Annotated in this window: 13 protein-coding genes and 1 pseudogene; 6 read left to right on the top strand and 8 right to left on the bottom strand. The window is 40.3% G+C overall.

All coding sequences use genetic code 11. The features are described from left to right. Positions 1–16: 16 nt before the first annotated feature. From ACTH6U_RS06365 to ACTH6U_RS06345, 5 genes and pseudogenes are all read left to right on the top strand, one after another. The gene (locus ACTH6U_RS06365) at positions 17–2083 is read left to right on the top strand and encodes an EscV/YscV/HrcV family type III secretion system export apparatus protein (protein ID WP_441829261.1); all 2067 of its coding nucleotides are present in this window, start codon (positions 17–19) and stop codon (positions 2081–2083) included. 123 nt (positions 2084–2206) lie between these two features. Beyond that, positions 2207–2611: a type III secretion system protein gene (locus ACTH6U_RS06360; RefSeq protein WP_294107047.1), complete on the top strand. Its 405-nt coding sequence runs from the start codon at positions 2207–2209 to the stop codon at positions 2609–2611. Positions 2612–2617: 6 nt separating this feature from the next. Further along, positions 2618–2851: pseudogene (locus tag ACTH6U_RS06355) on the top strand (EscN/YscN/HrcN family type III secretion system ATPase); the annotation flags it as partial. A gap of 80 nt (positions 2852–2931) precedes the next feature. After that, complete coding sequence (locus ACTH6U_RS06350; RefSeq protein WP_441831836.1) at positions 2932–3354, top strand: hypothetical protein; 423 nt, start codon at positions 2932–2934, stop codon at positions 3352–3354. A 4-nt stretch (positions 3355–3358) separates the two neighbouring features. Beyond that, positions 3359–3622, top strand: a complete 264-nt coding sequence (locus tag ACTH6U_RS06345; protein ID WP_434720346.1) for an acyl carrier protein — start codon at positions 3359–3361, stop codon at positions 3620–3622. Positions 3623–3680: 58 nt separating this feature from the next. On the opposite strand, the gene ACTH6U_RS06340 is transcribed toward ACTH6U_RS06345, so the two are convergent. From ACTH6U_RS06340 to ACTH6U_RS06310, 7 genes are all read right to left on the bottom strand, one after another. Then, positions 3681–5072, bottom strand: a complete 1392-nt coding sequence (locus ACTH6U_RS06340; RefSeq protein WP_441831835.1) for an amidohydrolase family protein — start codon at positions 5070–5072, stop codon at positions 3681–3683. 71 nt (positions 5073–5143) lie between these two features. Continuing rightward, the gene (locus ACTH6U_RS06335; protein ID WP_441831834.1) at positions 5144–6094 is read right to left on the bottom strand and encodes a carbamate kinase family protein; all 951 of its coding nucleotides are present in this window, start codon (positions 6092–6094) and stop codon (positions 5144–5146) included. A gap of 72 nt (positions 6095–6166) precedes the next feature. Continuing rightward, the gene (locus tag ACTH6U_RS06330; protein ID WP_294107060.1) at positions 6167–7720 is read right to left on the bottom strand and encodes a xanthine permease; all 1554 of its coding nucleotides are present in this window, start codon (positions 7718–7720) and stop codon (positions 6167–6169) included. Between the two features lie 269 nt (positions 7721–7989). Further along, positions 7990–9405, bottom strand: a complete 1416-nt coding sequence (locus ACTH6U_RS06325) for a DUF1116 domain-containing protein (protein ID WP_294107061.1) — start codon at positions 9403–9405, stop codon at positions 7990–7992. After that, entirely contained in the window at positions 9405–10955 is a 1551-nt protein-coding gene (gene fdrA / locus ACTH6U_RS06320; RefSeq protein WP_434720341.1) for an acyl-CoA synthetase FdrA, read from the bottom strand. The genes ACTH6U_RS06325 and fdrA overlap by 1 nt, the downstream gene beginning before the upstream one ends. Next, positions 10945–11868, bottom strand: coding sequence for a DUF2877 domain-containing protein (locus ACTH6U_RS06315; RefSeq protein ID WP_441831833.1), 924 nt, complete (start codon positions 11866–11868; stop codon positions 10945–10947). Before ACTH6U_RS06315 ends, fdrA begins: the two co-directional genes overlap by 11 nt. 41 nt (positions 11869–11909) lie before the next feature. Further along, the gene (locus ACTH6U_RS06310; RefSeq protein ID WP_294107064.1) at positions 11910–12515 is read right to left on the bottom strand and encodes an ankyrin repeat domain-containing protein; all 606 of its coding nucleotides are present in this window, start codon (positions 12513–12515) and stop codon (positions 11910–11912) included. A 784-nt stretch (positions 12516–13299) separates the two neighbouring features. On the opposite strand from ACTH6U_RS06310, the gene ACTH6U_RS06305 reads away from it, so the two are divergent. Beyond that, positions 13300–14232, top strand: coding sequence for a LysR substrate-binding domain-containing protein (locus ACTH6U_RS06305; RefSeq protein ID WP_294107065.1), 933 nt, complete (start codon positions 13300–13302; stop codon positions 14230–14232). Positions 14233–14237: 5 nt separating this feature from the next. On the opposite strand, the gene ACTH6U_RS06300 is transcribed toward ACTH6U_RS06305, so the two are convergent. Further along, on the bottom strand, positions 14238–15095 hold the full coding sequence (locus tag ACTH6U_RS06300; RefSeq protein WP_441831832.1) for an alpha/beta hydrolase: 858 nt from the start codon (positions 15093–15095) through the stop codon (positions 14238–14240). Positions 15096–15308 lie beyond the last annotated feature (213 nt).

Raw genomic sequence — 15308 nt, 5'->3', positions numbered from 1 at the left:
TAGGATAAATAATTCCATGAAAAATATAACCGGATTTTTATTACAGATCCGTAATCGCCCAGAATTAATGGTACTTGTTATCATGATTATGGTTATTGCGATGCTTATTATTCCATTACCCACAATTCTTGTCGATTTATTAATCGGCCTGAATATTATGATTTCAGTGCTTATTTTTATGAGTTCTTTTTATATAACTCGCGTACTGAATTTTCAATCATTTCCCTCTATTTTGTTAATCAGTACATTATTTCGACTTGCGTTATCAATTAGTACTAGTCGCCTTATTTTATTAGAAGCCGATGCTGGGGATATCATCGCCACCTTTGGTGAATTTGTTATTCAAGATAATTTAGTCGTTGGTATGGTGGTATTTGCCATTGTGACCATTGTGCAATTTATCGTTATTACAAAGGGTTCTGAACGTATTGCAGAAGTGGCGGCGCGTTTTTCTCTAGATGCGATGCCCGGTAAGCAAATGAGTATCGATGCAGATTTACGTGCTGGTGTAATCGATGAAGCAACAGTTAAAGAAAAACGTGGGGACCTTGAAAAAGAGAGCCAGTTATTTGGTTCTTTTGATGGGGCAATGAAGTTCATTAAAGGGGATGCCATCGCCGGTATTATCATTATTTTTGTTAACTTAATTGGTGGTATTTCTGTTGGTACCGCTCAGCAGGGCATGGATGTTTCAACGGCGTTAAATACTTTTTCGTTATTGACCATTGGTGATGGATTAGTTGCGCAAATTCCTGCACTGCTTATTTCAATTAGTGCTGGTTTTATTGTGACTCGAGTCGGCGGTAATGATAAGAATTTGGGTGAAAATATTGTTTCTGAGTTATTCGCTAACGACTTCACAATATTAATTACGGCACTGATTGTACTTTCTATGGGTTTTTTACCAGGCTTTCCTACGACGATATTTCTATTTTTAGGGGGACTGCTGATCGCTCTATTTGTTGTGCGGTATTTCAAAAAACATAAAGCTAACCAAAATGAAAAGAAACTAGTCAATGAAAGTGTGAATCCTGATGTGACCGAAGGGGAAACGCAACGAGAAAATAGTGAGGCAGATGAAGAATATATTCCAGAAACTTTACCTATTATTATTTCTGTCAATCAAAATTATAAGCAACATCTAGAAGAGAATAAGTTTTTATCACGAATGAAAAAAGATATTTTTATTCGTTATGGATATCGAATTCCAGATATCGCAATTAACTATTCACCTATTGTTCCTGAAAATAAAATAGTGGTATTAATTAATGAAGTAAAAGCGGGAGAATATGATGTCTATTTCCATGGTCATCGTTTATTAACGATGAACGATGAGTTAGAATATCTTGGCGTGGAGTTGATTAAATTTACCGATGAATATGGTTCAGTGAGTACATGGTTTGAAAATAAACATCTTTATAATATTGAACAACTTGGCTTAATGGCACGTGATGATGTTACGGAAGTTATTGACTGTGTGAGTACTTTATTACTGCGACATATTAATGAGTTCTTTGGTATTCAAGAAACTAAAAACTTACTTGATGATCTTGAGAGAAAATATCCTGAATTACTAAAAGAATGTTATCGCCATGCCACGGTGCAAAAAGTCACTGAAGTATTCCAACGTTTATTAATGGAAAAAATTTCAGTCCGTAATATGAAACTGATTATTGAAACACTGGTGCAGTGGGTGCCAAAAGAAAAAGACAGCTTAATGTTGGTAGAGCATATCCGCAGTTCAATGGCGCGTTATATTTCTTCTCGCTTCTCAGTAGATGGTCGTTTGAATGTGTTAATGATTAATGCTGAGCTGGAAGACTCTATACGTCAAGGGATTAGACAATCATCGGGCGGTGTGTATTTGCATTTAGAACCTGAAAAAACAAATGAACTGATACAAGCTGCTGAACTCGCTTTAGAAAATAGTTACTTATCTGTTCGTGATATTAATATATTAGCACCCGTTGATATTCGTCGCTTTGTGAAAAAAATTCTCGAAGGTCGTTTCCCTGAGCTAGAGGTACTCTCTTTTAATGAGGTCTCTGACATGGTGAAAGTGAATGTGATTAAAACAATTTAATATCATTAAGTTTATATAGTTAAAACACTGTAACAAATAAATTCACGTAATCAATAATATGACTAAATTATTAATGGTCATAAGCAAACAATTTGTCATTAAAATAAAATAAGGAAAATACCTGTGAAATATCGATTTATAGAAGTACTAAATGAATTTTTAAATACGATGGGTCGTAGTGATTTAGTTAATTCTCAATTAGATTGCCATTCTAATATCCAATTAGAGATGAGTGATACCCCTCCAATTAATATTGATCTATCAACTGATGATATTATTATTTGGTGCCATTTAGCTGATTGTAATTATAGTCACTTAGAATCTGTCAGCTCATCATTATTAACCACATTATTAGAGTATCCACCACGTAATTTTCAACCAGGACAACCTGCATTAAATATCGTTGATAATATTTATGTTCTTTCTGCTGTGTTAAAAGAATCTGCTATCAATAATATTCAACTTTTTTCTGATAGTTTTGACGAATTCTTTGAGCGTGCAAACGAACTTAGAACTCAGCTATCTTAATTAATCATGAAGCTATTTGATTCTTGCGCGCATCCGGCGCGCATTCATGGATGCCTAATTGAAGCGCCTTTAAGGGGCGTCTTCATTGGTGAGATTTGCTTTATTGAGCAATCTCTTGCACAACCGGAAATTATTGCTAAAGCACAGGTTGTCGGCTTTAAAGAAGGGCTAACAGTATTGAGCTTAATTGGTCGCGCCCAAGGCTTAACCCGAGAGGTGGTTATTCGTCCGAGTGGCTATCGGGGCGTGGAGCGTTAACCCGTAATCAAGCAGAAAAAGAGCGCTATGTTGGTGGACCAATAGCATCAAGTACGGAAAAAATGGGAATTCCTAATAATACCAATACGTTTGGTACCCGTTTTAAATCAGTAGAGGTTGTTGATGAAACAACAGGGAAGACGAAAAAAAGTTGGCAACCGGTAGCATCTGAAACACAGCCTGTCACTTTAACTACTCAAGGTGCGTTGACACGCAATCAAGCAGAAAAAGACCGCTATGCTAATGGGCCTATTGCATCAGGTACCGAGAAAATGGGGATTCCAAATAATGCCAATGTGTTTGGTAATCGTTTTAAATCAGTAAATGTTGTCGATGAAGCGGAAGGTAAGGCGAAAAAAAGCTGGCAGTTAGCGGATAAAAAATCAAGTAAACCCGTAACGTTAACAGAAATGGGCGCGCTAACTCGTAACCAAGTTGAAAAAGAAATATATAACGATAATGCCACCCATTTTGCGAAAGGTTGATCAGATGACTGTACAGAATATAGTTCAGCAACAATGGGTTGAAAACCAAATCAAGGAAATTCGTACTTATTCGGGGATCACGAAGCCTTTTACTATGGACTCAGCGTTGATAAGAGATTTACACATTGATTCCTTGGAGATGCTGGAATTAATTACCGCTATTGAGCAGTATACGGAAAAATCGATCAGTGATCATATATGGATGCAATGGTACCGTTTACAGGATATTGCCGATTACCTTTCAACGGTTTTTGAGCCAAAGAAATAGGTTTGATTATGAGGTCAGGATTTAATTAAGTTCTGACCTCATTTTTAATCATCTAAGTTTAACTTGTTTGTTTTTGTACTGTTCCGGAGGCAAGAACCCCTTTATGGAAACTTGCTTGTCTTGGCGAAATGCGTGCAACTGCCTCAGCAGAACAGGATGCATCGACTAACACAAAGCTCGCATCATCACCTTTAGTCGGCCAAACTTTCTGACCTTTATCATCGAGCGGCAATACATTTCCTGTGGCAATAGCTAAAGAGCGCGATAATGACAGTTCATCGGGACGAGTATAAAGCTGAGCATATAAATTAGCTTTTTCTAACATATCGCCTAATCCAAACGGTGACCAATGATCCACCACACTGTCAGTTCCGGTCATCACAAATACCCCATTTTGATTGAGCGTTTTTAACGGCATATGTAGCGTACCGATAGGCACTGTTGATGCAATGGTGATTTGTTGTTCCGCAAGCTGTTTTGCTATTTTCTCAGCTTGTTCTGGATTGAGCATGGCTAAGGCAAATGCGTGGCTGATGGTGACTTTGCCACGTAAACTGCGATTTTCATCAACAGTTTTAATCATATATTCAATTGCAGCAAGTCCAGCGGGACTGGTTTCATGTAGATGAATATCAACCCCTTTATTGTAATCCAGTGCAATTTGGAACATCGTATCGAGGGATTTTTCCATTGCGCCATCCACATTTGTGGGGTCTAAACCTCCGACGTAATGGGCGCCTGCTTGCATGGCTTCACGCATTAAAGGCTCTGATTTTGATAGCAATAATCCATGTTGTGGAAAGGCAACTATTTCGCAGGTTAAGTCTTGCTGACGATCAGCTAAGACTTGCTGTAAAACCTCTAAATTTTTTAAACCTGAAACTGGTTCAATATTGCAATGGCTACGGGCAATTGTTGATCCTTTGGATTGGATCAAGTTGATCAGCGCATTAGCGCGTTCTTTTGTATAGGGTTGAAGATCCGGCAACATTTTTTGCTCAAGGGCTATCATATCCATAATCGTTTTGCCTTCGCGGGACTCTGGTGCTTGCCAAGGGCCGCCGTAAAAGGTCTTATCAAGGTGGATATGCATGTCACGAAATGCGGGCAGTATTAACTTACCCTGAGCACTGTAGGCATTTAGTGCATTATTAGGATGCTGTTTGTTAGCTAAAACGGCGGCTATTTTGCCCTCGTTGATTTCAAGGGTATGAAGTGCAGTCTTAGTGCCAATAACTGTTGAATCACGATAGTTAAAGCCCGTCTCAAGTAAGGCGTCATCAAGGTAATAATGTTTATCAGTAATACTTGAAATACCACTACGTTGTAAGGGCTGATGAGTTTGTGCCGAAGCCATTCCTGACATTGCACCAAATAAGGTACAAGCGGCCGCGACTTTCGCACTTGTTGAAAGGAACTCTCTTCTGCCTGATGGGAAATCTGCTTTCATAGAAACTCCTTATTAATATTATAAAACTTCACACTGATGAAGGTTTCAGCGAGTGTGAAGTTGGGGATCTTCTAACCTTGAATTATGTGCGTTCCGGTTTCGCCACGTAATGCTTCGGTGAGTTTTTCAGGTGTGGTGATGATGACGCGTTTACCGCCATTGGCAATAAATGACAGACTGGCTTCAATTTTAGGTAACATGCTGCCCGCCGGGAAATGGCCTTCTTCCATATAGCGTTGCATATCTGTTGTGCTGGTTTCGCCGAGCGCTTTTTGTTCCGGTTTTCCAAAGTGAATACACACTTTTTCAACACCGGTGGTGATAATCAAGATATCGGCATGCAGCTCTTTTGCCAGTAATGTGGTGGAGAGGTCTTTATCAATCACCGCATCAATGCTTTTGTATCCGCCATTATCGTTACTGATAACCGGAATACCACCACCGCCAGCGGCAACGACAACAAAATCGTTTTCAGTGAGAGTCCGAATGGCTTTTGATTCAACAACATGTTTGGGTTCCGGAGACGCCACTACACGGCGATAACCACGGCCAGAATCTTCAATAAAATGCCAATCTGGATTGGCTAGTTTTAACTCTTCGGCTTGCTGTTGTGTGAAAAATGCCCCAATCGGTTTAGTTGGCGCACTAAAATTAGGATCGTTTTTATCAACTTCCACTTGTGTGATAACGGTAACCGCTTGGCGGTTATGACGCTGTGTTAGTGCATTCGTCAGTGCTTGCTGGACTAAATAACCAATACCGCCTTGGGTATCTGCCACGCAATTGGCTAATGGGGTTAATGGTAACCCTTCAACGGTATGTGCAATTTCTGCACGACGCAAATCAAGCCCGACTTGAGGACCATTTCCATGGGTCAGAACAATGTTGTAATTGCCTTCAAGCATATCGCTAATATGGTGTGCGACTTCTTGTACGGCTTTTTCTTGAGCTTCGATAGACTGGCTGTTGTTATCTTTAATAATACTGTTGCCCCCGATGGCAACAACCACGAGTTCTTTCATTGTGATGTATCCTGAGATAATGTTTTTGAGAGCCGGTGGTTTTGACTCACCGACGCTCAGAGGTTGGGTTCGTTATGCGGATTTGCTGACTTTTTCAGCTTGTTGTTCTTCGACTGACTGACGGCTATCCATAAAATGTTTGATAACAAACAAAGCTGCCATCATGAGGTAAGCGTACACAAACATCAAGGTTGGGCCTGTCGCAATGCCAACTGCTGGTGAATGGATGATACCGAAGAATACCAGTATCGCACCGACTGCTGCTGCAATCGCACCACGCAATGGTTGATTGAGAATAGCAAAGATAGCAATACAGCCCCACAACATACTAGCCAATGGTGCACCATTACCTAAGTGAACAAGACCTTGGTAGTAAACGCCTTTGTGCAATAGTGTTTCAATACCTATGGCGTTTGCTGATGTGCCTGCCGCACCCATTACACTATTAACCATCGTCAGTGCCCAGTTAGCAATCCACGGGAACAGACAGATAAAGATAACCGGCACTTCTATTTTCGGTGTTTCCCTCACCACTTGGTTGGCGGTAACCACACCGATGAAGACCAGTATTGGTACAATTGCCGTCATTGGAATGATGGCTAGCATGAATGCGCCTAAACCAAACAGCGGTACGATAAACATCGTGATACCAGATGCTAGCGTGTAACCAACACTTGCACCCATGGCTTTCCAGCCAGCGTGACCTACGTAAACGGTTACTGGGAATGGGTTACCCATAAAACAACCCACTGTTGATGATAAACCGTTTGCTAACATAACTTTACGGGTATTGTATTCATCACCAGCCGCATGCGCACTTTCGATATTTTCAAGGTCAAAAATGTAGTTCGCAAGTCCTAATGGCACCGCAGACGCTAAATAAGGTAAAGCATGTGGCAAACCTTGGAAGAAGCTATCAATGTGGATGCCTGGTGGGTTGAAACCAAAAGACGCCATTGAGGTTTTAATCGCTTCAGGGCTCTGTAAACCGGAGATCCACGCAAGTGCAGTACCCGCAATTAACAGTAATAAACCCGTTGGAATGCGAGCGAAAATAGGTTTTTTACCGAACCAGTTAATGAAGATTAACAGTAAAACGATGAATGAAACTGTAGGCGCTTCAAACGCTTGCAGCATTGGGTTCATCGCCAGTAACAGTAATCCAAGTCCAGACAGACAAGATAACAGTACGGTACGTGGGATCATCTTACGGATAGCTTCACCGAGGAATGAACCACCGACTAAAATCATCGCCTCAACAAAACACCAAACGAGAGCGATTTGAATGGCAAACTCTGCATTTTGTGTTGTTTGATATACCGGCATGATGACTAAGAAAGTCACGGTAAAAATTGATGGCGCGCTTGGCCCTGATGGTAAAGCGGTGACATCGTTACGACCTGTTTGCTTGATCATTTGCTGACCGAAGTAAGCATAACTGATACTGGCAAGTAAAACGGTAAAACCGAACGCTGGTGCAATACGTCCATAAACAATTTCAGTTGGGATGCCTACGACAAAAACGAGCAAGCCCATCATGGTGAGTAGGTTGGTGAGGTTGTTGGTCATTAGCCCGAAGTAGGCTGCTAAGTCCCCGCGTTTCCACTTGATTTTGAATATACTCATTTTAAGTATTCCCCTGTATACCCGTCATACTTTGAGCCACAGCTGTGTTGGCTGCTCTTAGCTACCCAAGTCACATACTGGTGTATGCTCCTTGGATATCTTCGTTTGCCGCCTTGCTGCAACTCAAATTATTTAGGGTATACACCTATAGAGGTGCATATCATGATACTCAAAGTTGCAGTTTATCTGTGTAGCTAAATACTCAGGGTATTTGTCGTTTTATTTTTATTACCCGACTTTAGTCGGGCGTTATTTTTTATTACTGGAAACTAAGCGTATTTCTGGGCGTAAGCTAGCATTGCTTGTTCAAAACACTCAAACGGAGGATGAACAATACCCGCACCAATCATGCCAATACCGGCATCTTTATGAGCAATTGCCGTATTGATGACCGGAAGGATGCCGCTGGCAGCCACTTTGGTGATATCAATTGCAGTTGGAATGCCCATAAAGCCAAGCAATGGAATAGTAACGTTCGGGTTTTCACCTAAAGTGATTTCACGCATTTGGCGAGAAAAATCAACAGCCTCATCAACGGTTCCACCGACAAGTGCCACAATGGCAGGTGCGGTTGCCATCGCAAATCCACCAATACCATAGGTTTCGGTGATTGCAGAATCACCGATATCTAAGCCTGAATCTTCTGGCTTATAACCGGCAAACATTGGGCCGATAACTTGTTGAGATGGGCCAATAAACCAATGTCCTGGTAAGCCACTGATACGTAGACCAAACTCATAACCATTACGTGCCATAGTGGTGACGACTGTGCTGTATTCGATACCGTGAGCTGCATCCATAGAGGCTTTACACATTGCCATCCAAGTTGGGCCTGAGAAATAATCACTGCTAGCCACGAAATCAAACACTTCTTTTTGCTGGGCGACCGAGAAATTAGTTTGGATAATGCCGGTTGTCAGTGCTTGGATTAATAGGGTGGTGCCCGCATTGTTACGGTTATGGCACTCATCGCCCATATGCAGGGCTTGAGCCAACATCAAACGCAGGTCAATTTCACCAACGAATGTCATTGCATCACGTAGCATTGGACCTAATACATCACGCATCCAATTTAAACGGTCGATAACGCTTTGATCGTTAGCACCCATGCGCAGAATTTTTGCCATCTGCTCACTAAGGTTGGTAAACGCACGGTTACCGTAAGTTTTGTTTTCGACAATATGCATGAACATCGATGCCGATGTCACACCAGCCATGGAGCCCACGCAATCATGTTCGTGGCAAGGTGAGAAAATAATCTCATCCGATGCGGCAACACGTTCGGCATCAACGAGATCTTTGGCTAAGCCTTCAAAAACTAATGCACCCGTTACTGCGCCTTTCATCGCGCCACACATATCTTTCCAAGCAACCGGAGGGCCGGCGTGTAAAATAGTATTTTTAGTCATTCCCGGAACGACGTTAATTGCTTGGTCATAACCGATAAGGACAGGCTGGGACTGAATAATACGCTCAAGCGCTTGGGCGTTAGCGACAGCAATTTTCTCTTGTAGTGATGCATTGCTTTCGATTTTATCTAATGCGCGAATAACCTCGATATTACCTTGACCTGGTGGCGTCCAGCTTAAGTGAGTGACTGGAATATGCTGCTTTTTCAGGTCGTCGCTGAACATTTCGATGCCAACGTTAATCACATTTAATGGTTGCTTAAATAATGAAGTCATTATGCTTTCTCTCCTTTCCAGACAAACTCGCGTCCTAATAAACCGGTATTGGTGCTGCTGCTTGCCCAAATCACGTCGGCATCTGTCAGCATTTTGACTTGTGCATCCATTGCTGGTGTATCTTGGTCAGTACCCAGTACATAACCTAAAATAATCAGTTCACGGCCATCTTGTTTAGCAATATTTTTCGCTTCTTTGATTGCATCAATCATAACGCCGACAGGATCTTCGTGAGAACCAAAGCCCAAGACAAAGTCCATCATAATGACACCAACTTCAGGATCACGAGCTTCTTGTAATAAACGACCAATACGGTTGGTTGGGTCGATCATTGGGTGTGGTTTACCGTTGGTAAAATCATCATCCCCAAAATCTAGGAAGGTGTGAGCGATACTTTTATTGACATCTTTTAGGCGATACTCAAGGTTTGGTTGAATATTGCTGTAGACGTCATCATATTTTTCGAGGGCAGCAAACATTGCTTCATCGCACAGGGTGCCACCACAAAATAGACCGCGGATATATTTTTGTTCAGCGGTTAATTTGGTGCGGACTTCTTCAATTAATGGCCAGTTGAGTGAATGTAAGTTTAAATCTTCTTTTTTGAGACCCGCGAGTAACACTGTTTTCAGCGCAGCTTCTTTGGTGCTTTTTGCAAATGTAAGACCTGGTTTGTCTTCTGGCAACGGTTGGCTGCCTAGGAAGCACACCACTACAGGTTTATGACATTTTTCTGCCTGCTCTAATACTTTCTTCGCTACGGCGGGTGCTGGTGGCTTAGAAATTAAGGCAATAACTTGAGTTTCTTCATCGGCATCTAACATCTTGAGGGCATCGATCATCATAATGCCGCCAATTTTTTCGCTTAGGTCGCGCCCACCGGTACCAATGAGTTGCGAAACACCTGCACCGAATTCATGAATGCGTACGCTGAGTTCTTGGCTGCCGGTACCAGAGGCACCGATAATACCAATGTTGCCGCGGCGCACACTGTTACCAAAGCACAGTGCAGTACCGTTGATGATAGCCGTGCCACAGTCAGGCCCCATCATTAAGAGTCCTTTACTGCTTGCCATTGTTTTTAACGCTAATTCGTCTTCAATGGATACGTTGTCAGAAAATAACATCACATTGAGGTCATTTTCTAAAGCAATACGCGCTTCACGGGCGGCAAATTGACCATTAACTGAAATAATCGCTAAATTACTATCAGGGATATGTGTTTTGGCTGAATTGAGGGTGGCGTATTTAGCTTCGTGAGAACCGCCGCCTTGATTCTTTTTATTAAATAAATCTTCAATGCCAATTAAGATCTCTTCGTTGGCTTCATCGCTTGAACCTTTAATGACAATCATTAAATCGCCATTTTTGGCTTCTTCTAACTCAGTGGTTAATAAGCCTAAATTTCTTAAGACGCCTTTATTCATCTCTGTTGCCATTGCCACAAATGCTTGCTCAACATTAGGAAGTTGATTTGCTTTAGTGGAAATGGACATCAGTGATACAGAATCAAAATAGGTATTCTTTTTTATGACAACTTTAGTTGACATAGCTTTCTCCGAAATAATGAGTGAGATACAAAGCATCTCGAATGCCAAATAGCATGTCGCTGCCTGAACTGGACCCGATATTTAAAATGTCTAAAAACTGTGAATAAATATTTGTTTCGTTCGCATCAACTAATGATTGAATTAATTGATGCATATTTTCGCGATATTCATGGTTTAGGGCTTTTTCTAGGGTAATGGCGCTAATGGGTGTTGTTCTTTCATTGCTTTGCATGATGCTCTGATGAAATTCAGGATAAAATGCACGAGCAGGATGTTTTTCTAAGAGCAAAAATGCCATTAACCCAACGAGATAATCATCTCCAGACGGCGTAAGCCCGATACCTAACCCAACAAACTGGCTAATGACATTAGCCAAACCATGGCGTTGTTTTGCCTTGAGTAAACTAATTAAATTGCTACGTAATTGATTTAATTTTTCTGTGGATGCTACATAAAATAAATTATCGCCTTGATAATTAAATAGAGAGCTTCGAGCTTCACTTAAAATTAAATCTAATCTATTTATTTGCTTTAATAAAAATGACTGATAATTTCTCTGGTTTATTTTCTCATAAATAAAATTAATAACCGGTTGTTGCCATAATTTACATAATGAAAAAGACAATGAATAATGTTCACCAATGCATATTTCATTATTTAACAAATAAAAATTGTCGTCATTCTTAATGTTTAAAAGAGAAAAATCGTTATTTAATAATCGACAACTATTTGGTGCATTATCTAATTGAGTACTTAGCAAAGTAAAAAGATGATTATCAATAGAAACATTAATGGCTTTATTAAAGACTTGTTCTACTTTGCCTGAAAGCTGCGGCTGATTGAGAAGATTTAAAAAATGAATATCAGCCGTTAGCCCGTATAATATTTGCCGATGAGATGTGGCGTTATTCACAAGTCTCCTTATCAGCGTATGTCTCGAGTATCGCTCAGTGCTTATGCACCAGCCGCAACGAGAAGTGCTGCAATTTCGGTATAGCCTTTTTCTTTTGCCAACTCTAATGGTTTTTTACCATATTTATCAGTCATGTGAGGGTTAGCACCATGCTCTAATAGCAACTTAACGATTTGTTGTTGTTTGTCGCCACCGTCATTGAGTACGATAGCTTCCAGTAACGGTGTCCAACCAACAAAGTTAGTGTGGTTAACATTCATTTCTGTTTTTTCGAGTAACTCACGAACGATTTCTACGTGGCCTTTTTCACTTGCAGGTGTAATACCTACGCCACCAAAGCGAGTTAATAAATCCAAATTAGGATTTGCAGGTAAAACCAAACGTAATAGCGTTAAATCGTTATTTAAGCAGCTAAGTAGGAAAGGGTTAAAACAAGTTTGATCTTGTTTATCAATATCAGCACCTGCGTTAATTAGCAGTGAAACACATTCATAATGTTTGTTTAGGCTGGCATTTATGATTGCGGTGCGGCCTTGACGATTTGTCACATTAATATCAATACCGTTATCAAGGCATTTTTTTAATATATCTAATTGGCCTTGTTCCGCTGCGGTTAGAAATTCTTGAACCAGTGTGCTGGAAGTCATAACGCTCTCCTGATAACTAAAATTGATAAATAGAAATTGAACACTATTTAATATGGCTAAAGCATAGCAACTGCGACCTATAAAAAGAATCCATTTAAATTTAATTCATCAATAAGGCCCTTCATTGTTGAGTTAAATTCAATAATTGGCTATTTTTGTGCGTGAAAGCATTGTTTACAGACCTTTTTGGATGGTTTTAGGGGGTTTTTAGACCAAAATTGTTGGTTTATTTTTATTAATTAAGGGCACAATAAATGATTTAATCAGATCTGTGACGCAGTTCAAATTTAAGGTTTTTAAAATGTTAATGTTGTGATTTTTTTGATCAAAAAAGATTAAAATGTTAAATCTTAGTTTTAGTATTTAATTCAATAATATTAGGTATTTCGAATATAAATAGTCCTTTCTCATATTACATCAATTTTACAAAATCAAAGGAAAACAAATAAATATTCTGTCTAGATGAATATTTCTGTTAACCTATGAAAATAGATTAAAATATAGACTGTTTTATATGCTGTTGAATTTAATTCAAATATATCCGTCATACTTCAAGCTACAGGGGATATCCGTCATGCTTCGAGCTACAGGGGCGTTGACTGCACTCAGCTACCCGAATCACATACTTTTTGTATGCTCATCGGGATAGCTTTGCTTGTCGCCTACCTGTAACTCGAATTATTTAGGGTATGTGTAGATTAGGTTTTAATGTATAGATCAGGCTTTAAGCCGCAGGGGTAAACTCAAATTATTTAGGGTATGTGTATAATTAGGGAATAAAGTAATGAATTCGATTTTTACTGAAGAAAATTTACTGACTTACACTACGGCAGCTAAGTTTGCCAGTTTTAGTAAGGCCGCAGAAGAATTGGGTATTACCACATCGGCGGTCAGCTATACCATAAAACGCATAGAAACCTATTTGGATGTAGCGCTATTTATTCGTGATACACGCAATATCGAGCTGACAGAAGCGGGTTATTATTTTTATCGCAAAGCAACGGACTTATTAAATAACTTCCATTTGATTAAAAAAGGAATTTATTCTATTGAGCAAGGTATTGAAGCTCGTGTGCGTATTTGTATTAACCAACTGTTATATACGCCATACCATACGGCTAAGTTGCTGCAAATACTCAAAAAACAATTTCCAACATGCCAAATTACAGTGACGACAGAAGTGTATAACGGGGTATGGGATGCGATTATTAATAATCTTTCCGATATCGCAATAGGCGCTCCGGGTACGTTAATGGATGGTGGCGGTATTGATTATACTGAGATAGGTGCTATTCATTGGGAATTTGCTATCGCATCCACTCACCCGTTAGCACTAATGCCTGAACCTATTGCAGAAAGCCAATTACGGTTATATCCCAACATTATGGTGGAAGATACGGCGCATACCATCAATAAACGTATTGGGTGGTTGTTACATGGTCAAGAAGCTATTCAGGTGCCTGATTTTAATACTAAATGTCAATGTCAGATGCTCGGTGAGGGAATCGGTTTTCTGCCTGATTATTTGATTAAAGAACATGTAAAAAATGGTTTATTAGTGATCAAAAAAATTCAAAATCCAAGACAGGATTCTCATCTGTTATTAGCGACACAACATTCGGCAACAGGGCTGGTAACTCAGTGGATACGAAGAGAATTTGTTGGAAAGGGGATTTTAGCTAATCTATACAGCGATTTGCTAAAACCCATTCACTAGAAAAGTTACTGAGTGGCAATCTCGAGGGCTTTATTGATAGCATCAGGGATTACGCTACCGTGATTCTTACCTTCAAATAATGTGAAATTACAGATGCGGCCATGACTTTGGATTTCGTCACAGATTTGGCGTGCAGTAATCCAGCTTTTTCTCACTTGGTAATTTTTCTTTTGCTCATCCGTTAACCGTGATAAATCAGGCTTTTCTTCAAGCCCCCCTAGGGTAATATTAATGGGGGAAGCCGCTTGTTTATCAGTGAGTTTGGCGATATCTACCATTTTCCCTTCGCCCCACCACAGTGACGGGCTGGCAGAGACATAAGATTGATAATCGTTAGGATGATTTTGATAAGCCATTAAGGTAAATAATCCGCCAAATGAGTGACCAAATAAGGTCTGTTTTTGCTTATCAAGGGGAAATTGTTGTTCAGCCCATGGTCTGATAGTTTCTTGTAAGAATTGATATAATCCATCAGAACCGCCACCTTCTTGAAAGGCTTCACCTGCAACTTTTGGGGTATAATCATAAGTGCGGATTTTACTGGGAAAGGCTTCATCCACAGGGTAGCCAATACCGATAATTATCGGCAATGAGTCAGATGGAAACTTGCTGATAGCTTTGTTGACGACTAACGGATATAACCCGTTACCATCAAGCATATACAGTACAGGCCGCTTAGCCGTAACGTTATAAGGTACGGCGCTGTATATCCGTAAGACTCGTTCACCATAATTCATATCAGTTTGCTGAATATCATAAAACTGACTGACATTTTCATCCAGCTTTGGGATGGTTTGGCTTGGGCGAGCCCAAGCGCTGCTCGTCATGCACAGTAATAGGCCACTTAATATGATTTTATTCATCTACTCGTCATCCTTCAAGTTGCATGGGTGTTGACTACGCTCAGCTCCCCGAATCACATACTTTTGTATGCTCATCGGGATACCTTCCCTTGTTGCCTACATGCAACTCGAATGATTTAGAGTATCTACTCGTCATCTTCAAGTTGCATGGGTGTTGGCTACGCTCAGCTCCCCGAATCACATACTTTTGTATGCTCATCGGGATACCTTCCC

This window comes from Providencia sp. (genome assembly GCF_052096715.1).
GTDB lineage: Bacteria > Pseudomonadota > Gammaproteobacteria > Enterobacterales > Enterobacteriaceae > Providencia.
The sequence above is the reverse complement of the archived record's forward strand: the minus strand, read 5'-3'. Positions and strand labels throughout refer to the sequence as shown.